We start from the raw sequence: 17181 nt of genomic DNA on the forward strand, positions 1-17181 counted from the left end.
CCCGCCGCTGGCGGGTGCTGCCGGGCGGGGAAGGGAACCGTTCTGGGTGTCATCCGGCGGTAGCCGTTCTCGTTGCTGGTTGGCGGCAGGCACGTGACGACGGGCAGCGCCGCGATGCCCGGTGGAGAGGAGGACCGCGGCCGGGCCCATCGCCCGGCGCGGCGGGACGCGCGCGGGGGGGCATGCACGGGACCTCGATCGGGATGGCGGCGCATGGTCAGTCGAGGCGCAGCTGCAACGTCACCGTGCCCGCATAGAGGCCCGCCGCGATCCTGGCGTCGCGGAACAGCGCGCCGTCGATCGTGAAGGCGGCCCTGCCGTGGCTGGCCGCCGCCTGGCGGAACAGCGTCGCGCCGCCCATCGTGTCGTCGCCGGCCAGGCCCCGCAGCGCCAGCGGCAGCGCCGCGCCACCGGGCCCGGCCAGCATCGCGGTGCCGCCGGCGGATAGCAGCATCACGCGGAAGGGCGGCAGCGTATCGCCGGCGCGCGGGCAGGCGACATGCACCGTCATGGCGGACCGCACGGGCGCGCCGGACAGGCCCGGCACGCGGCCGAACTCCAGGCCGGAGGCGGAGATCCGCGGCATGTTCCCCGGCTTGTTGCAGACCTCCGCGGCGGCCGGCCGCGCGAAGGCGCAGGCCAGCAGGGCCGCGCAGGCCAGGCCCGCCGCCTTCATGGCGCCGCCCGGGACAGCGGCGCGCAGAGGCCCGCGACCACCGGGATGCGCGTGGCATTCGCCGGGATCGTGACCTCCGCCTGGCAGGGCCCCGCCGCATCGGCGACCACCAGCCGCATCGCGCGCTCGGTCTGGGTCAGGAACAGCTCCCCATCCAGGCCCACCTGGCCGATGGCCTGCCCGTCCGGCGCGGCCACGACGGAATCCTGGGCCACCGGCGCGCCATCCGGCCGGCGCAGGCGGATCAGGGCCGCGTTGCTGGCCGCGATGTCGAAGCGGGTGCGCACCGCCGCGCCGCGCGGCGGCACCACATCGGCGGCGGTGGTGCTGGCCGTCGCGTTCATGGGCAGGCTGAGCGGATCGATCGCGATGCGGTTCTCCGCATAGGGCTGCAGGCCGGTCAGCAGCAGCCGCCCCGCCGCATCCGTCGTGCCCGCGGGCCGGTTCTCCCGCGTCACGCGCAGGCCGGGCAGGCCGGTTTCGACCAGCGCCATGGATCCGGGCGTGGCGCGTTGCAGGTGCACGCCATCCAGCATCACGACTGAACCGGAGGTGCGCGCCCGCGCGACGCCTTCCTGCCCGACCATCGCGGCGCCGATTTCGTATTCCGCCTGGTCGGTCGCCAGCCGCACCTCGCCCTGGCGGATCGGCACGCTGCCCTCCTGGGTCGCGAGCCGCCATCCGAGGCCGCCCTCGAAGGGCACCTGGCGTTCGATGGAGGCGCGGCCGGTCGCGGCGCCACGCTCGCTGCCGCCGCCGACCGAGCCGCGCAGCGGGCCGAGCGGCATGGAGAGGTAGGCGACCACGCCCTGCTGGTCCCGGCCGCCGAGGCTGGTGAAGGCGTTCACGCCGAGCACGGCGCCGGCATCGCCGATATTCGCGGTGTAGCTGGCCAGGGCGATGCGCTGCCCGGGCAGGCCATCCAGCTTCTGGTCGAGCATGGTGACGCCGGCGAAGGAACGGTCGCCGACGGCGACGCCCAGGCTGGCATTCAGGCTCCGCCGCCGCGTCGGATCGCCGGCAAGCCCCGCCAGGTCGGAGTAGCCGCCAAGCGCCGTGCTGCCGCCGATGCTGGCCGAATACCTCTCCCGCGAGAATTCCCACCGCCCCGACAGCTCCGTGCCGATGCCCTGGCCGCGGCGGGAGGAGAAGGTGGGCTCGAAGGAGAGGGAGCCGGCGGGCCCCAGCCCGACCGTGGCGCCGAGCCCCGCCAGCACGAGGTCGTCGGCGATCTCGGTCCGGCTGCTGAGCGTGACGCGGTCCGTCAGGCCATAGCGCAGCATCCCGCTGCCGACGGGGCGGCCATAGTCGTTGGAGGCGAAGCCGTAGCGGCGGCGGATCGCGCCCGCTTCCACCGAATGCTCCGTCAGCCCCGGCGCCAGCAGGCGGCGGGTCGCATTGATCTCGACGATGCGGCTGCTGACCATGCCCTGCGCGTCGCGCAGCGTGACGCTCATCGCATTCGGGCCGATCAGGGCGGGGATCTCCCGCAGCTCGAAGGGGCCGGCCCCGACCGGGGCGGAGAAGGTGCGCACGCCGTTGATGAGGAAATCCACCGTCGAGGGCAGGGCCGCGGTGCCGGACAGGAAGGGCCGCGGATAGGTGACGATGTCGGGCCGCATCAGGTAGTCGCTGGCCCATTGCGCGCCGCCCAGGCGGATGCGGCGCCGGTTCTCCCCGCCCCCCGTCACCACGTCGCCCAGCCGGTAGGCCCAGGCGCGTTCCGGGTCATCCACCTGCACGGCGGTGTCGAGCCGCACGAAGCCGGGATCGGGCATCACCATCCGGTCCCCGCCCCGCGCCAGGGCCGTCGCGGTCAGCGTGCCGTAGGGGCTGAAGGCGTTGGCGCCGAAGAAGCCGTAGGCGCCGACATGGCCGTCGCCCATGCCGCCGATGCGGCGCTGGCCCTCCACGTCATAGGTCAGCACGGCGCCCGTCGTGGCGGGCTGCACGGGGCGCCGCTGGCGGCCATCCACCTCCAGCACCTCCGGCACCAGCTGGCCGAGCGGCACATCCAGTTCCAGCACCTGCTCGGCATCCCGGATGCGCCAGGTGAGGCCGGGGATGTCCGAGAGGGCGACCAGCGTGCCGGCTTCCGCCGGCGTCCGCAGCCGGAGCGGCACGAGGTCCGGGCGGCGGATCAGCAGCGTGCCGTCGCGGCGGATGGCGCGGACGATGAAGCGCGGCGGCGCGCCATTCACCGTGACCAGCAGCGCGAGCCCCTGCTCCGCCATGCCGGGCGCCGCCGCCGCGGCTTCGCGCGCATCGCCGCCGAGGCCGGAGATGGGCAGGGCGGCGGTGGCGGCGACCTCCGTCGTGCGCGGGCCCTCCCGGCCGCCGGCCGGCATGCGGCGTCCGCGCGGCTCCGCGACGCGCGCCGCGGGTGGCGGCGGCGCGCTGGCCGGCGCGGGCGGTGCGGGCAGGGCTGCCGGCGCGGCCGCAGCCGGCGGCAGGGCCGCGGCCAGCGGCGGCTGGGGGCGGGCCTCCACCGGCTCCACCCGCAGCGGCCGCGGCAATTCATGCAGGGCGACGAGGCGCCGCCGCGTGTCGCTCGGCGTCACGCCGAAGCGCTGCAGGTCGGCCGCGTACAGGTAGGTCACGCCGTCATGCAGGATGGCCCGCACCTCGCCCAGCGCCGCATCGGCGGCCATCAGCCGCAGGCGGCGCGCACCGTCGCCGTTCTCGCGCGCGGGCAGGATGATGGTGACGGTGCCGTCCCTCGCGCTCGACCAGCCGATGCCGTGCAGGCGCGACAGGGGCACCAGGGCGCGGCTCTCCGTCTCCGGCGCGGGCAGGAGGTGCGTGAGGCCGAGCGCGCGGAGATCGGCCGCGGCGACATAGGCATCGCCGCGCAGCAGGATGCCGGGCACGGCGGGATCGGCGCGGCCCTGGATGCGCACCGAGACCTGCGTCGGGGCCGTGGCGGCGACCGATGCCGATGCGCCGCCCGCGACGGCCAGGCCCGCGGCGGCCAGCCCCGTGACCCCCAGCGCCGTGCGGATGCTAGGCATCGATCCGCAGCGGCAGCGCGCGCAGCGACACGCCCTTCGATCCCGTCACGTCGAGCGTGGCGGCACCGGCGACCGGCGCGCGGGTGGGGAAGCGCAGCTTGAGTTCGGACCGCGCCAGCACATAGCCCGCCAGGCCGCGCACCTCCGCCACCGGCGCGGCGCCGGCGCGCAGGACGAGATCCGTGAGGCGCGTGTGGCTGTCCCCATCGTTGCGCAGCGTCAGCTCCACCGCGCCGGGCACCTGGCGCGCGGCGGCCTGCAGCCGCGGCGGGGCGGTGCCCCGGCCGGCGAAGAAGACCGGCAGGCTCGCCTCCATCGCCACCATCACGCCGGTGCCGCTGGCGCGGCCGCCGGGCAGCTGCGTGACCAGCAGGCGGTAGGCGCGCTCCACCGCATCCGGCTCCACCATGTCCGCCACCACGCGCACGGTCTGCGACCGCCCCGCCGTCACCACCGCCTGTGGCGGGCTGACCGCGATCTCGTCGGTGTCCTCCAGCACGGGCAGGCCGCCATTCATGCGCCAGCGCCGGATGCGAAGCTGGATGCGGATGGCGTCGGGGCCGACCGCCGCGACATCGACGATCGCCGCCCGCTGCGCGCCGGAGAGTTCCAGCATGGTGGGCGAGACCGACATCTGGAGCGCCGGCACCGCCTGCGCCCGGGCCCCGCGCCAGGAGCCTGCGAGCAGCGAAGCGATCGTCACCGTCGCGGCCCGGCGCGTGGGCATCATGTCGTCAGTATTCCAGCGTCACGGTGATCGTGTCGGTGTAGATGCCCGCCGGCTGGAACTGCAGCGGCGGCATGCGCGCATGCATGGTCACGGTGGTGGAGGTGCCGGTGCCGACGCCGGAATGGGACACGCCCTGCGCCCCGTCGCCCCAGATCTGGGTGCGGCCCGCATCGACGTAGAGCTGGTAGGCCACGGTGTTCGCGCCGCTGGACAGCAGGCGGTTCAGGATGGTGGAGCCCGTCACCGTGCCGCCGTTGAGCGACAGCTTGAAGGGCGTGTTGAGCGTGCAGCGCACGGTGATGGAGCCGGTCGCGTCCGTCGGCGCCGCCTGGTTGGCGCGATAGACGCCGAAGTCGACGTTGGTGGCCTGCACGGTGCAGACCGGCACCACCGTCGCGCGCACCTGGAAGGTCGTCGTATCGACCACCTGCGCCTGGGCCGCGAGGACGGGCGCGAAGGCGATCGAGGCTGCGGCGAAGGCAAGAGACGTAAGCCGGGTCATGGTCGTCGATGGATCCCTGTTCGCTGGAGCGTTGCCTGGTGAAGACCCTGGACGGGTCCTGTTGCTGGGCCACGCGGGCCGCCTGCGACCAATAGAGAACGACGTCGATGGAAGCCCCCTGAGTGATGTCGAGTAGCGCTCAGTTCTGTCGGGGCGCGCCGGATGCGTCCGCGGCCGGAACGGTCGCGGCGGCGGAGGGGGGGACGCGGATGGCGGGGAAGGGCGTGCCCGAGGCGGCCCCGCGGGCTGCCGGGCGGGCCGCGCGACGATGGGCGCGGGGGCAATCGCGAAGGCCGGCCCGCGCGGGGCGGCGGGGCATGGATGGGTGGGGGCGCGGCGGGGAAGGCGCTGCCTTCCCCGGACCCCATCCGCCCCAAGGGGAAGATTTGGGCCCGAGACGGGCCTGGACCGTCGTCAGCCCGCCGGGCGGCGGGGGATGGGGGCGTGGCCGGGGGAGGGGGCGACGGGCTCGCCGGCGGGGGCCACGGGGGTGCCCGGCGGCGGCGGGCGGTTCATCATCGCGCCGGTCATGGGGATGAAATACACGCCCACATCCTTGCGGCTGCGCACGCGCCCATCCTCCTCCTTCGTGTAGATGTAGAGGAACTGGCCGCGCCGGAAGGGCTGGCCGATGGGGATCACGAGCCGCCCGCCCGGCCTCAGCTGCTGGATGATCGCGGGCGGCACATATTGCGCGGCGCAGGTCACGATGATGGTGTCGAAGCCGCCCTCCACCTCCGGCCAGCCGAAGAAGCCGTCGCCGACCCGCGTCTCGACATTGGTGTAGCCCAGCGGCTCGAAGATCCTGGAGACGCCGCGGCCCAGCGGCTCGATGATCTCGATCGAATACTGCTTGGCCACGATCCGCGATAGCAGCGCGGACTGGAAGCCGGACCCCGTGCCGATCTCCAGCACCACATGCTCGGGCTTCGGCGCGCAGACCTGCGTCATGTAGGCCTGGCCGAGATAGTCCGACAGCGCGGAGCCGAAGCCGATCGACCAGGGCTTGGCCTCGCTCTCATAGGCATCGCCGAAGGAAGGCCGGCCGCCATCGTAGTTGTAGTGGAAATACTCGCGCGGCACCTCCGCGAAGGCGCGCAGCACCGCCGGGTCGGCCTCTCCCTGGAAGCGGGCCTTCAGGTAGTTCTCGATGCTGGCCAGCGCGCGCGCCTTGCGCTGCTGGATGGCCTGGAAGGTGGCGGCGGAGACCTCGCCATTGCGGCCGGAGGCGCGAAGCGCGGCGTTCATCGCCTCCCGCGTCCAGGCGGGCGCCTGCGCCCGCGCCACGGCGGGCAGGGCAAGGCCCCCGAGGCTGGCCGCCAGCAGCGCGCGGCGGTCGATCTTGAAGGCGGTCATGCGGCGGCGCTCCGTGGCCAGGCGAGGGCCACGGCAAGGTAACAAGCCGCACCCGCCAGCAACAATGGCGCGATGCCGATTCCGTGAGCAATCAGGCTGGCGAGTGGCGTGGCGACCACGGAAAAGGCCCCGTTCAGCGCCCAGGCCCAGGGCAGCAGCGCTGGCCCCTCCTGCCGGAAGCGGTCGAGGCCGAGCGGGAAGGGCATGCCCATCGCCAGCGAGAGCGGCGCCAGCAGCGCCACCAGCAGGCCGGCGCGCAGCGCGAAGGGCCAGTCCAGCGCGGCCGAGACGGCGGAAGGCAGCGCGAAGGCGGCCGCGACCCCCAGCGCCAGCGCCACCAGCGCCGCCAGGCGCAGCGCGCGCCCGGGCTGCGCGACGCTGCCGGCGAGCATGGCGCCAACACCGGAAAAGACCAGCATCGCCGTCAGCACCAGCGCGAAGCCGGCCGTGCGGTCCCCCAGCAGCAGCGCCGCCTGTTCGATCAGCGCGATCTCCACCATCAGGAAGCCGAGGCCGAGGGCGGGGAAGAAGACCAGCGCGCGCCCCATCATGGCCGGGCGCACCCTCAATGCACCGCGGGCCAGCAGCGGCAGCCCCGCCACCAGCAGGGCCAGCACCGCTGCCTGCGCCAGCACGGCGACGTTGACCAGCAGCCCGATCTCGGGCTGGGGCAGCACCTCCATCCGCTCGATCGCCGCGCCCACGGCGGGCAGGCGCACCAGCGGGCTCAGCCAGGGGCGATCGGCCGTGAGCGGCGACCGGTCGAAGGCATCCTGCCGCGCCGTGCCGGCCAGCAGCGCCGCCGCCTCCTCCGCCACCGCATCCTCGGTCTGTGAGTCCGTGCCACCGCTGTCGAGGGAAACTGGCGACAGCTCGTTCCAGACCTCGCGCCCCGGCGGCAGGCCGGGCGCCCAGGAGAGGTCGAAGCTCCGCGCCTCCGCGAATGCGACCAGCTTCGCCACGCGCGCCTCGTCCAGCGCTTCGCGGGCCACCAGCACGCGGAGGTTCCAGGCGGAGCGGATGACGGCGAGATGCGCGGCGGGATCGGCAACGCCGGCCAGCAGCAGCGCGTCCCGCGCGGTCGCGATCACGCGCACCGCATAGGCCGGCAATTCGCGGATGGAGACGGGGATGGAGAGCAGACCGCCCGCCTCCAGCTGCGCGAAGCGCGCCGCCATCGCCTCCCGCGTATAGGCGTGGCGGTTCTGGTCGTCGGCGCCGAGGAAATCGCCGCTGACATCGACCAGGTCGAAGCGCCCCGTGGCGCGCAGCGGATGCGCATCGGACAGCGTGACGCGCGGATCGGCCCGCATCGGCGGCACGGGGCCGAGCCCGTGGCGCAGCGCATCGCGCAGCATGGGCTCGGGCTCGATCACCGTGACATGGGCGGCACCCAGCGCCAGCGCCTCCGCAGGCCGGAAGCCGCCGGCGGCACCCAGCAGCAGCACACGCGGCGCGTCGAGCAGCGCATAGGGCGCGGCATCCAGCGCGCCGGGCGCATGGCCCGCCTCGGGCGGCACCTGCATGGGCAGCGCCGCGATCCGGCTGCCGTCGCGGTACAGGCCATAGGCACGCGGCGGCGCGGGCAGGCCCATGGAGCCCGCATTGTTGGTGACGTCGGTGTCGAGGCGTTCGGTAAAATTGTCGAGCAGCTGGTAGAGGCCGCGCGGGCTGGTCCATTCGCCCAGCACCTGGCCGCCCTGCACGTTCAGCGGCGCGTAGATCGGCTTGTACTGGCTGACGGCGGGCGCGGCGAAGGCGAGGACGGCCGCTTCCGCCGCCACCAGCACCACCGCCGACGCCACCCGCCAGCGGATACCCCCCGCCAGCGCCGTGGCCAGCGCCAGCAGCGGCAGCAGCGCCGGCACCAGCAGGAAGGGGTGGAGCGCCAGCATCAGCAGCAGCGCCGCCACGGCCCCCGCGCCGGCGCCGAGCAGGTCATAGCCATAGACCAGGCCGATCCGGTCCGCCCGCGCCACGAAGTTCAGCGAGACGGCGAGCCCCGCCAGGAAGAAGAAGGGGAACAGCGCCGCATAGTAGCCGAGGATGTTCTCGAGCTGCGGCCAGGCGGTCGCGGGGTTCTGCAGCTCCAGCGGATTGAACGGGTTCGCGCAGGCCGCGATCCATCCCGCCGCGCCCGCCACCAGCATCGCGAGCGGGAGTGCCGGCAGCAGCGTCGCCGCGCGCCGCAGGAAGGCTTCGCGCCCCAGCACCATCACCACGCCGGAGACGGCGAAGCCCGTCATGGCGATGGAGATCACCCAGTAGCCATACTCCGAAAAACTCGCGACGGCGAAGAAGCGCGTCAGCGCGATCTCCACCCCGACCGCCGCGGCGGAGAGGAGGAAGAGCGGCAGCAGCGCGCGCATCATGCGAAGGCGGCCTCGCGCGCCATGAAGCTTTCCATGCGCGTGTTGAAGCGCGCGGCGGCATCCACGAACAGCGCGTGGCCCGCATCCTCGTAGATGTCGATGCTGGCCGCGGCATGCTTCTGCGCCACGAGCTGCGCCTGGCCGCGGAAGCGCGGCGTGACGGCGTAGAGCACGGGCCGGCGCGTGGAATACAGCGTGTTGCGCCAGAACTCCCGCGGGCGGGCGTAGGAGAGGAGGCGGATGCTGTCCTCCACCCGCATGCGCTGCGCATCCCGCGCCAGCCTGTCGAGCCAGGCGGGATCGCGCGGCGTGCGGAACATGCTGGCGACGAAGCCCCGTACCGTCGCATCCCGGTTCGCGCGCAGGTTCTGCACGAAGCGGCCATTGCCGGCGGGCGGTGGATCGCCCTCCCCCACCGAATTGTCGATCAGCACCAGCCCCGCCAGCCGTGCATCGCCCGCCTGGTCCAGCCAGGACAGCGCATCCAGCACGCCGAGCGACCAGCCCGCCAGCACGATGCGCCCGGGGCCGAGATGCGGCAGCAGCTCCGCGATGTCCCGCCCGCGCCGCGTGGGCTCGTAGCCCGAGGGCGCGACCTGGGACTGCCCCTGCCCGCGGGGGTCCAGCACCACCACGCGGTAGCGCTGCGCCAGCTGTTCGATCTGCGGCGTGAAGATCCAGGCCGGCATGCACCAGCCCGGCACGAAGACCACGGTCGGCCCCGCGCCCGCTTCCAGGAAATGCATCCGCGTCTGGTCGGAGGCGACGAAATAGCGGCTGGTCGCCTGCGGCTGCGCCCGCGCCGTGGCGGCGAGCAGGGCTGGCGCCGCCAGCAGGCCGCGCCGCGTGAATCCCCCGGCGAAGCCCATGCGCGATTCCCCCGACCCTGTCGCCGAAGCCTTACCCCCCGATGCGGCTGTCGATCCAGTCCCGCCGCGTCGCGGCATAGAGGAGGTGGTGGCGCAGCGGATGGCCCTCCGCCAGGCGCGGATGGTCGAAGCTGCCTTCCCGCTTCATGCCGAGCTTCTCCATCAGCGACCAGGACGGCACATTGGCCGGCGGCGTGAAGGCGACGATGCGATCCAGCCCCGCGGGGCCGAAGCCATAGGCCAGCGCCACGCGCGCCGCCTCCTCCGCCAGGCCGCGGCGCTGGAAGCGCGTCGCGATGCGCCAGCCGATCTCGGTCTCGGGCCTGGCGGGGTCGTTGAAGGGCGCGTCGAAGGCCACGGGTTGCAGGCCGACCACGCCGACCATGCCTTCGTTCTTCAGCTCCACCACCCAGAAGCCGTAGCCGCGATCCCCGAACAGGCTGGCGATGCGGTGGCCCCAGGCATCGCTTTCCGCGCGGTCATGGACATTGGCGAAGAAGCGCATCGCCTCCGGATCGCCATTGATGGCGAAGAGGGGGTCGAGGTCCTCCGGCAGCCGCCAGGGGCGGAGCAGGACGCGCGGGCCGTGCAGCGTGACGGGGGCGGTCATGCCGGGCCGGGCTTCCGCCCATCGGTCAGCGCGGGCAGGGGCGCGCCGCCGCCGGCGGGCGGCCACCAGAAGCCGCTGCCCGGCAGTTCCTTGCGCACGGCTTCCTGCGCCTCCCGCCGCAGATCCTCGTCCGGGCTCGTCTCATCCTCCCCGTTCAGCTGGACATGGCGGTCGTAGAAGGTGTCGTAGCGCTTGCGGTGGTCGTCGGTGATGCTGCCGGCCTGGCGGATGGCGAAGGCCAGCTTCTTCAGCGCGAAGAAATTCGCGTGGTAGCCCTGCTGCTGCCGGGTGAAGATCTCGATCCGCTTGCCCGGCGCGCGCAGCGGCTTCACCACCGCCGCCAGCGCCGCGACCAGCGCCAGGCCCTGCCACACCACCTGCCCCGCCCCCTGGTTCCACAGCGCCAGCGCGCCGATGCCGGATCCGCTGGCCGTCACCGCCGTCGTCACCTCCAGCAGGAAGGCCTCCTTCTGCAGGCTCCGCAGCCGCCCGCCATAGTAGATCGCGTTCATGCGCGAGGTGCATTGCAGTTCGTAGATCGCGGTCAGCAGCCCGATATCGGCGTCGGGCCAGGGCGCGGGGGCGGGTGGCGCGGTGGTGGTGCTCATCGGGGGATTCCGCGGCCAGGGGGATCGATGATCCAGGGGGAGGGCGCCTCGATGCTGAGGCTGGGCGGCGCCGCCGCCGGTGCCGGGCCGCCGCGGCAGGCCGAGAGGGGCAGCGCCAGGGCGACCAGGCCGATCGCGATCCGCCAGGGCAAGGCCGGGCGGCTCATGGCTCCGCGCTCCCCGCGGGCGGCTTCAGGCCCCAGGGTTCCTCCGGCTCGATGCTGGCCACGGCTTCCGGCGCCGCCTCCTCCCAAGCCCCGGCCGCCGGCGCCGCGGCCGCGCCGCCCAGCAGCCCCTCCAGCGCCGCGACGCGGGCGCGGAGTTCGGCGATCTCGGCACGGAGCGCCGCGATCTCCTCCAAGGGGTCCGGGGCGCCTGGCGCGGCCATGGGGGGCGATCCTTGCCTGTCCGGATCCATCCTAGGCATGCCGCGCGCCGGCTTGAACAGGGGGTCTTCGGCCAGGCCGGAGGGGGGCAGGTTGGCGCGCCGCGCCGGGGGGACTAGGTTCCGCGCCGGGAAGGAGCCGCCCCATGACCCCCACCGTTGATCGCCTGGCCGCCAGCGTGCCCGATGGGGCGCTGATCGCCCTGCCGCCGGACAATTCGCTGCCTTCCGTGGCGCTCGCCCGGGCGCTGATCCGCCGCGGCGCCCGCAACCTCCGCCTGCTCGGCGTTCCCGTCTCCGGCTTCGCGACCGACCTGCTGGTCGGCGCGGGCTGCGTGGCGGAGATCGAGACCAGCGCGGTCAGCCTGGGCGAGGCCGGCTTCGCGCCGCGCTTCACCCAGGCGCTGAAGGCCGGCGCCATCACCGTGCGGGACGCCACCTGCCCGGCCATCCACACCATGCTCCAGGCCGCCGAGAAGGGCGTGCCCTTCATGCCGCTGCGCGGCCTGATCGGGTCCGACATCCTGGCCCATCGCCCGGACTGGATGGTGATCGACAATCCCTTCGCGGGGGGCGGCGATCCGCCCTCCGCCGGAGGCGGCGATCCGCCCTCCGCCGGAGGCGGCGATCCGATCGTCCTGCTGCCCGCCCGCCAGCCCGACATCGCGCTGATCCATGGCGTGATGGCGGATGAGGCGGGCAATGTCTGGACCGGCCGGCGGCGCGAATTGGCCACGCTCTCCCACGCCTCGAAGCGCGTGCTGGCGACGGTGGAGCGGATGGTCCCCGGCGACATGCTGGAGGATGAGCGCCTGGCGCCGGGCTGCATCAGCGGCACCTATATCGAGGCCGTGGCGGTGGCGGAGCGCGGCGCCTGGCCGGTCGCGCTGCTCGACGAATACGGCTTCGATGCCGCCCATGTCGCGGAATACGCCCGCCTCGCGAAGACGGAGGCGGGCTTCCGGGAGTACCTCGACCGCTACGTCTTCAACACGGCCGTCGCGAGGGCCGCGGAATGAGCATCCAGCCGGAGGAACGCCTGGCCGCGGCACTCGCGCGCCTGATCCTCGACCCCGCCGCGCCCCCCGCCCGCCACATCGCGGTCGGCGCGGCCTCTCCCATCCCCGCCGCCGCCTGCTGGCTGGTGCGGAAATCGGGGCATCCCGTGCGCCTCTCCCTGCTGCACAAGCGCAGCGGAAACCCCTTCACGGAGGGATCGCGCGAACTCTTCGACCTGACGGGGCAGGGGCGGATCGACCTGTTCTTCCTCGGCGGCGGGCAGATCGACGGCCAGGCCAACCTCAACCTGGTCGGCACCGGCGAATGGCCCGGCACAGGCGTCCGCTTCCCCGGCAGCTTCGGCTCCGCCTTCATGTATTTCATGACGCCGCGGACGATCCTGTTCCGGGAGGAGCATTCGCCCCGCGTGCTGGTGCCGCGCGTGGACAACATCTCCGCCCCCGGCGTCTCGGCGCCCGGCGTCTTCCGCCGCGGCACCGCCCAGGCGCTGGTGACGGGGAAATGCGTCTTCACCTTCGATGCCGCCAGCGCGCGCTTCACCCTCGCCAGCCTGCATCCCGGCGAGACGGTGGAGAGCATCCGCGCCGCGACGGGCTTCGACTTCGACGTGCCCGCCGCGGTTCCGGCCACGCCGGATCCGACGCCCGATGAACTCTCGCTTCTCCGCGGCCCCGTCTGCGACGAGATGCTGGAAACCTACCCCGACTTCTGTGCCCGCGTTTTTGCAAGGAAAGCCGCCGCATGACGGATGCCGTCCCCACCCCCGAAGGCCCCCATGCTGGCGGCAAGGGCCTGGCGAAATCCGCCGGTGCCCTGGCCGGGCTGAAGGTCATCGACCTGACGCGCGTCCTCGGCGGCCCCTACTGCACCATGATCCTCTCCGACCACGGGGCGGAGGTGGTGAAGATCGAGCCGCCCCAGGGCGACGAGGTGCGCGACTGGGGCCCCCCCTTCGTGGAGGGATCGGCCAGCTACTTCATCGGCGTGAACCGCAACAAGCGGTCCCTCGCCCTCGACCTCGGCAAGCCGGAAGGCCGCGCCGTGCTGATGCGCCTGCTGGAAGGCGCCGATGTGCTGATCGAGAACTACAAGCCCGGCGCCATGGAGAAGTGGGGCATGGGCTATGCCGATGTCCTGTCCAAGCGTTTTCCGACGCTGGTGCATTGCCGCGTCTCGGGCTTCGGCCCGGATGGCCCGCTGGGCGCCCTGCCGGGCTATGACGCGGTCATCCAGGCCATGGTCGGGCTCATGTCCATCAACGGCAATGCGGAGACGGGGCCCCTGCGGATGGGCACGCCGATCGTCGACCTCGCCACCGGCCTCTATTCCGCGATCGGCATCCTGATGGCGCTGCAGGAACGCAACCGCAGCGGCCAGGGCCAGTTCCTGGACATGAGCCTGCACGATTGCGGCATGGCGCTGCTGCACCCGCAGGCCGCCAACTACTTCCTCAACGACCGCCGCCCCAAGGCCACGGGCAACCCGCACCCCAACATCAGCCCCTACTCCAAGTACCGCACCGCGACCTGCGAGGTCTTCCTGGCCGTCGGCAACGACCCCGCCTTCCGCAAGTTCTGCGACTTCCTTTCGCTGAAGTCGCTGCCGGACGATGCGCGGTTCCGCACCAATGGCGACCGCCTGGCCAATCGCGACCAGCTGACCGAGATCATCGAGGCGCGGCTGGCGGCGGAGGATGGCCACGCGCTCTGCGACCGCCTCCTCAAGGCCGGCGTGCCCGCCGGGCCCGTGCTGCATGTGGACGAGGCGATGAATGCGGCCCATACCGCACATCGCGAGATGGTGACGGAGCTTGGCGCCTATAGAGGCCTCGGCACGCCCATCAAGATGAGCCGCACGCCCGGCGGCACCCGTGCCGCCCCGCCGCGGTTCAACGAACATGGCGACGACATCCTGGCCCGCCACGGCTTCACGGCGGATGAGGTGAACGAGTTGAAAGCGAAGGGAATCGTGGTGGGCACGCGGCGTACATGAGCAAGGAACCACCGCGCAGCCTCCGCGCGATCGAGAATCCGGCGGAAATCGACCGCCTGCTCGCGCTCTGGGGCAAGGCGTTCGAGGACAAGTCCATCCCGGCCCGCCAGCGGCCGCGGCTCAAGCCCATGGGGCCGGGCCGGCGCGACGGTTTTTCCCAGTGGGGCGCCAAGGTCGGGGGCATGGAGATGAACATCTCCCTCGAGGAGGTCACCCATAACCGCTGGCGCATCGACCATGGCAACCAGGGCGCGCTGGCGCTGCTGGATGGCCAGCCGGCGCTGCTGCGGCAATGGTATGTGAAGCGCGCCCCCGCCGATGCCTCGCTCTCCGCCAAGGAGATCGCGGAAGTGACGGAGGAAGCACCCTTCTACGTCACCCCTGGCGTGCATCGCGGCACGCCGACGGAGCGCCGCCTCTACCAGCTGGTCGCGATGCCGGAAGCGGATGTCGCGACCATCCGCGAACAGACCGCCGCCGCCATCGCCCGCCACGCGGCGGCGCTGGAGAAGTTCGGCTTCTGAGGGAAGGGGGAGGCGGCGGCCTCCCCGCCCTTCACCCGGCCTTCATGCCCGGGCGGGATCATGCCCGGCCATGCAGATCGTCAACGGCTATCCCTGCCGGGACTGCACCGATGTCGCGCGGGCGAAGCGCGGCATCGATCCCGCGCGGCCGGACCAGGAGCCCGCGCCCGGGCCCGCCGCGGCGGCGCCGGGGCAGGAGCCGGGCTGGGTGGCCGGCGCCCGGGCGGCGGGCGTGCCCGAACGGCTGCTCGACCTCTACGCCTGACGGGGCAGACCCGCGCCACGGCCGGATGGCGCGGGCCGGCGGCATGGGCGACACCATGCCCCATGCCCGGCCCCCCATGCCCATGGTCATGACCCCCCGCCTCTGGGCGCTGCTGATCGCGCTCTCCCTCGCCTGGGGGACCTCCTTCCTCACCATGGCGGTGGCGCTGCGCGGCTTTCCGCCCTTCACCATCGTCTGCGCCCGCACCGCCATGGCGGCGCTGGTGCTGGGGCTGGCCTGTCTCGCCATGGGGCTGCGCCTGCCGCGCGGGCGCCAGGCCTGGACCGCCTGCGCGGGCATGGGGCTGCTGAACAACGCCATCCCCTTCACCCTGATCGTGGCGGGGCTGCAATTCATCCCCTCCGGCCTCGCCGCCGTGGTGAATGCGGCGACGCCGGTCTTCGCCGTGCTCTGCGCCCATTGGCTGGCGGATGACGAAAGGCTGACCGCAAACCGCCTGGCCGGGGCGCTGACCGGCGTCGCGGGCGTCGCGCTCCTCATCGGCCCCGCCGCCTTCGACCTGCATCGGGGCGGGGAGGCGCTGGGCATCGCGCTCTGCCTCGGCGCCTGCCTGTCCTATGGGCTGTCCGGCGTCTGGTCACGCCGCGTGAAGCGCGCCGGCCTGGCGCCGCTGCCGGCCGCCACGGGGCAATGCGCCACCGCCTGCCTGATGATGCTGCCGCTGTCCCTGGCCTGGGAACGGCCCTGGGCGCTGCCCGCCCCGCCGGTGGAAGCGGTGCTGGCGCTGGTGGTGCTGGGCCTGGTCGCCACCGCCCTGGCCTATGCGCTGTACTACGCCATCCTGGCCGGCGCGGGCGCCACCAACACCATGCTGGTCACGCTGCTGGTCCCCGTCTCCGCCCTGCTGCTGGGATGGCTGCTGCTGGATGAGGCGCTGGCCCCGCGCCACCTGGCCGGCATGGCCGTGATCGGCACGGGGCTGCTGCTGATCGATGGCCGGCTGGCCGGGCGGCTCCGCCCATTCAGGGCCAGGTGAAGCCGCGCGCCATCGCCTGCTGCTCCGCCGTCTCCGCGGCATGGGCCAGGTAATGGGCGCGGACATAGTCCAGCGGATCGCCCGGCACCCCCGCCGCCCTGGCGAGGCAGGCCATGAACAGCCCGGTGCGCCCGATGCCGGCGCGGCAGCCGACATGCACGGGCCGCCCCGGCTCCGCCTGCAGCTGCGCCAGCACGCGGCCCACGGCCTCCCGCAGCACCGCCGGGTCCGGCAGGCCGAAATCCGGCGTCGGCACCGCCACATCGGCCAGCCACGCCTTCTCCGCCTGCATCTCCAGGCAGACGCCGAAGGCGCCGTCCGGGATGGCATCGAAGGGGCCGCCGGTGATGGTCACGGGCTGCCCCGCGACCACCAGCGGCAGCGTGCCGCGGATCCTCATGCGCGCGCCCTCACGGCTGCGGCGGCAGGCTGCGGAGGTAGCTGACCAGGTCCGACAGCTCCTGCGGCGTCATGCTGCGATAGGCCCAGAAGGCCATGGGCGGGGCCAGCGGGCGGCCATTCTGCGACACGCCGGTGGTGATGGCGCGGATGATCTCCGCATCCGTCCAGCCGCCGATGCCGTTCGCGTGCGGCGTCAGGTTGCGCGCGACGGAGACGCCCCAGGGCCCGCGGAATTCCATGCCGCCGGCGCCGATCCGGCTGAAATCGTTCCGCCCATCCACCATCGGCGTGTGGCATTCCATGCAATGCGCCACCGCATTGGCCAGGTAGGCGCCGCGCGCCACCGGGTTGTCCGCGGGGTCCGGCACGGTGGCGACGGGCGGGCCATAGGCCGGGGGCAGGGGGATGCGATAGACGCTCGCCTCCACCGCGTTGCGCACCGGGGCGACGGTGCGGAGATAGGCGACCATCGCCGCCAGGTCCCGGTCCGACAGGCCGCGATAGAGGCCGATCGGCATGGGCGGGCCGATGATGCGGCCATCGGGGCGGATGCCCTCCCGGATCGCGCGGCCGATCTGCGCATCGGTCCAGCGGCCGATCCCCGTCTCCGGGTCCTGCGTGATGTTGGAGGCGACGGCCCGGAAGGGCGGTTCGTCGAAGACATTGCCGCCGGCCAGCGCGCGGGTCATGTCCGGCCCCTGCGGGCCCATCGGCGTGTGGCAATTGCCGCAGGCGCCGGTCACCTCCACCAGGTGCCTGCCCCGCGCCAGCAGCGCGGCATCGGGCGATCCCGTCTGGGCGGCGGCGGGCAAGGCGAGGCACAGCGCGGCGACGGCCGCGCCCATCAATCGCATCATCATGG

At 73.3% G+C, this 17181-nt stretch carries 19 protein-coding genes; 6 read left to right on the forward strand and 13 right to left on the reverse strand.

Annotated elements, in window-relative coordinates:
* Nucleotides 1-217: 217 nt before the first annotated feature.
* From JJI54_RS09195 to JJI54_RS09245, 11 genes are all read right to left on the reverse strand, one after another.
* Nucleotides 218-676 carry a hypothetical protein gene (locus tag JJI54_RS09195; protein ID WP_203072663.1) on the reverse strand — a complete coding sequence of 153 codons (459 nt, stop codon included), beginning with the start codon at nt 674-676 and terminating at the stop codon, nt 218-220.
* Nucleotides 673-3687 (reverse strand): fimbria/pilus outer membrane usher protein, encoded by a 3015-nt coding sequence (locus tag JJI54_RS09200; protein ID WP_203072664.1) that lies wholly within the window; start codon nt 3685-3687, stop codon nt 673-675. Before JJI54_RS09200 ends, JJI54_RS09195 begins: the two co-directional genes overlap by 4 nt.
* Nucleotides 3680-4417: a fimbrial biogenesis chaperone gene (locus JJI54_RS09205; RefSeq protein ID WP_203072665.1), complete on the reverse strand. Its 738-nt coding sequence runs from the start codon at nt 4415-4417 to the stop codon at nt 3680-3682. Before JJI54_RS09205 ends, JJI54_RS09200 begins: the two co-directional genes overlap by 8 nt.
* Before the next feature lie 4 nt (nt 4418-4421).
* Nucleotides 4422-4919: a Csu type fimbrial protein gene (locus JJI54_RS09210; RefSeq protein ID WP_203072666.1), complete on the reverse strand. Its 498-nt coding sequence runs from the start codon at nt 4917-4919 to the stop codon at nt 4422-4424.
* Nucleotides 4920-5333: 414 nt separating this feature from the next.
* Complete coding sequence (locus JJI54_RS09215) at nt 5334-6275, reverse strand: protein-L-isoaspartate O-methyltransferase family protein (RefSeq protein WP_203072667.1); 942 nt, start codon at nt 6273-6275, stop codon at nt 5334-5336.
* Nucleotides 6272-8647 (reverse strand): polyamine aminopropyltransferase, encoded by a 2376-nt coding sequence (locus tag JJI54_RS09220; protein WP_203072668.1) that lies wholly within the window; start codon nt 8645-8647, stop codon nt 6272-6274. Before JJI54_RS09220 ends, JJI54_RS09215 begins: the two co-directional genes overlap by 4 nt.
* Nucleotides 8644-9516 carry an alpha/beta fold hydrolase gene (locus tag JJI54_RS09225; protein WP_203072669.1) on the reverse strand — a complete coding sequence of 291 codons (873 nt, stop codon included), beginning with the start codon at nt 9514-9516 and terminating at the stop codon, nt 8644-8646. The genes JJI54_RS09220 and JJI54_RS09225 overlap by 4 nt, the downstream gene beginning before the upstream one ends.
* 31 nt (nt 9517-9547) lie before the next feature.
* Entirely contained in the window at nt 9548-10126 is a 579-nt protein-coding gene (locus tag JJI54_RS09230; RefSeq protein WP_203072670.1) for a GNAT family N-acetyltransferase, read from the reverse strand.
* Nucleotides 10123-10734 carry a hypothetical protein gene (locus JJI54_RS09235; RefSeq protein WP_203072671.1) on the reverse strand — a complete coding sequence of 204 codons (612 nt, stop codon included), beginning with the start codon at nt 10732-10734 and terminating at the stop codon, nt 10123-10125. The genes JJI54_RS09230 and JJI54_RS09235 overlap by 4 nt, the downstream gene beginning before the upstream one ends.
* The gene (locus tag JJI54_RS09240) at nt 10731-10901 is read right to left on the reverse strand and encodes a hypothetical protein (RefSeq protein ID WP_203072672.1); all 171 of its coding nucleotides are present in this window, start codon (nt 10899-10901) and stop codon (nt 10731-10733) included. Before JJI54_RS09240 ends, JJI54_RS09235 begins: the two co-directional genes overlap by 4 nt.
* Complete coding sequence (locus tag JJI54_RS09245; protein WP_203072673.1) at nt 10898-11122, reverse strand: hypothetical protein; 225 nt, start codon at nt 11120-11122, stop codon at nt 10898-10900. Before JJI54_RS09245 ends, JJI54_RS09240 begins: the two co-directional genes overlap by 4 nt.
* Nucleotides 11123-11265: 143 nt before the next feature.
* Here JJI54_RS09245 and JJI54_RS09250 point away from each other — a divergent pair, with 143 nt between their 5' ends.
* From JJI54_RS09250 to JJI54_RS09275, 6 genes are all read left to right on the forward strand, one after another.
* Entirely contained in the window at nt 11266-12138 is an 873-nt protein-coding gene (locus JJI54_RS09250; protein WP_203072674.1) for a CoA transferase subunit A, read from the forward strand.
* Nucleotides 12135-12884 carry a CoA-transferase gene (locus tag JJI54_RS09255; RefSeq protein ID WP_203072675.1) on the forward strand — a complete coding sequence of 250 codons (750 nt, stop codon included), beginning with the start codon at nt 12135-12137 and terminating at the stop codon, nt 12882-12884. The genes JJI54_RS09250 and JJI54_RS09255 overlap by 4 nt, the downstream gene beginning before the upstream one ends.
* Nucleotides 12881-14131 carry a CaiB/BaiF CoA transferase family protein gene (locus JJI54_RS09260; protein WP_203072676.1) on the forward strand — a complete coding sequence of 417 codons (1251 nt, stop codon included), beginning with the start codon at nt 12881-12883 and terminating at the stop codon, nt 14129-14131. The genes JJI54_RS09255 and JJI54_RS09260 overlap by 4 nt, the downstream gene beginning before the upstream one ends.
* A complete protein-coding gene (locus JJI54_RS09265) occupies nt 14128-14655 on the forward strand; it encodes a hypothetical protein (RefSeq protein WP_203072677.1) in 528 nt (175 codons plus the stop codon). Before JJI54_RS09260 ends, JJI54_RS09265 begins: the two co-directional genes overlap by 4 nt.
* 70 nt (nt 14656-14725) lie before the next feature.
* A complete protein-coding gene (locus JJI54_RS09270) occupies nt 14726-14920 on the forward strand; it encodes a hypothetical protein (protein WP_203072678.1) in 195 nt (64 codons plus the stop codon).
* Nucleotides 14921-15008: 88 nt separating this feature from the next.
* Entirely contained in the window at nt 15009-15917 is a 909-nt protein-coding gene (locus tag JJI54_RS09275) for a DMT family transporter (protein ID WP_226381579.1), read from the forward strand.
* On the opposite strand, the gene JJI54_RS09280 is transcribed toward JJI54_RS09275, so the two are convergent.
* Complete coding sequence (locus JJI54_RS09280; protein ID WP_203072680.1) at nt 15904-16317, reverse strand: protein-tyrosine phosphatase family protein; 414 nt, start codon at nt 16315-16317, stop codon at nt 15904-15906. The two genes, JJI54_RS09275 and JJI54_RS09280, sit on opposite strands and share 14 nt — an antisense overlap.
* A 10-nt stretch (nt 16318-16327) precedes the next feature.
* Nucleotides 16328-17179, reverse strand: a complete 852-nt coding sequence (locus JJI54_RS09285; protein ID WP_203072681.1) for a c-type cytochrome — start codon at nt 17177-17179, stop codon at nt 16328-16330.
* Nucleotides 17180-17181 lie beyond the last annotated feature (2 nt).

Origin of the sequence: Falsiroseomonas ponticola (assembly GCF_016805305.1) — a bacterium.
GTDB lineage: Bacteria > Pseudomonadota > Alphaproteobacteria > Acetobacterales > Acetobacteraceae > Falsiroseomonas > Falsiroseomonas ponticola.

Excerpts from the sequence above, each read along its gene's own strand:
- JJI54_RS09195 (WP_203072663.1), bottom strand. The coding sequence starts at position 676 with ATGAAGGCGGCGGGCCTGGCCTGCGCGGCCCTGCTGGCCTGCGCCTTC.
- JJI54_RS09200 (WP_203072664.1), bottom strand. The coding sequence starts at position 3,687 with ATGCCTAGCATCCGCACGGCGCTGGGGGTCACGGGGCTGGCCGCCGCG.
- JJI54_RS09205 (WP_203072665.1), bottom strand. The coding sequence starts at position 4,417 with ATGATGCCCACGCGCCGGGCCGCGACGGTGACGATCGCTTCGCTGCTC.
- JJI54_RS09210 (WP_203072666.1), bottom strand. The coding sequence starts at position 4,919 with ATGACCCGGCTTACGTCTCTTGCCTTCGCCGCAGCCTCGATCGCCTTC.
- JJI54_RS09215 (WP_203072667.1), bottom strand. The coding sequence starts at position 6,275 with ATGACCGCCTTCAAGATCGACCGCCGCGCGCTGCTGGCGGCCAGCCTC.
- JJI54_RS09220 (WP_203072668.1), bottom strand. The coding sequence starts at position 8,647 with ATGATGCGCGCGCTGCTGCCGCTCTTCCTCCTCTCCGCCGCGGCGGTC.
- JJI54_RS09225 (WP_203072669.1), bottom strand. The coding sequence starts at position 9,516 with ATGGGCTTCGCCGGGGGATTCACGCGGCGCGGCCTGCTGGCGGCGCCA.
- JJI54_RS09230 (WP_203072670.1), bottom strand. The coding sequence starts at position 10,126 with ATGACCGCCCCCGTCACGCTGCACGGCCCGCGCGTCCTGCTCCGCCCC.
- JJI54_RS09235 (WP_203072671.1), bottom strand. The coding sequence starts at position 10,734 with ATGAGCACCACCACCGCGCCACCCGCCCCCGCGCCCTGGCCCGACGCC.
- JJI54_RS09240 (WP_203072672.1), bottom strand. The coding sequence starts at position 10,901 with ATGAGCCGCCCGGCCTTGCCCTGGCGGATCGCGATCGGCCTGGTCGCC.
- JJI54_RS09245 (WP_203072673.1), bottom strand. The coding sequence starts at position 11,122 with ATGGCCGCGCCAGGCGCCCCGGACCCCTTGGAGGAGATCGCGGCGCTC.
- JJI54_RS09250 (WP_203072674.1), top strand. The coding sequence starts at position 11,266 with ATGACCCCCACCGTTGATCGCCTGGCCGCCAGCGTGCCCGATGGGGCG.
- JJI54_RS09255 (WP_203072675.1), top strand. The coding sequence starts at position 12,135 with ATGAGCATCCAGCCGGAGGAACGCCTGGCCGCGGCACTCGCGCGCCTG.
- JJI54_RS09260 (WP_203072676.1), top strand. The coding sequence starts at position 12,881 with ATGACGGATGCCGTCCCCACCCCCGAAGGCCCCCATGCTGGCGGCAAG.
- JJI54_RS09265 (WP_203072677.1), top strand. The coding sequence starts at position 14,128 with ATGAGCAAGGAACCACCGCGCAGCCTCCGCGCGATCGAGAATCCGGCG.
- JJI54_RS09270 (WP_203072678.1), top strand. The coding sequence starts at position 14,726 with ATGCAGATCGTCAACGGCTATCCCTGCCGGGACTGCACCGATGTCGCG.
- JJI54_RS09275 (WP_226381579.1), top strand. The coding sequence starts at position 15,009 with ATGACCCCCCGCCTCTGGGCGCTGCTGATCGCGCTCTCCCTCGCCTGG.
- JJI54_RS09280 (WP_203072680.1), bottom strand. The coding sequence starts at position 16,317 with ATGAGGATCCGCGGCACGCTGCCGCTGGTGGTCGCGGGGCAGCCCGTG.
- JJI54_RS09285 (WP_203072681.1), bottom strand. The coding sequence starts at position 17,179 with ATGATGATGCGATTGATGGGCGCGGCCGTCGCCGCGCTGTGCCTCGCC.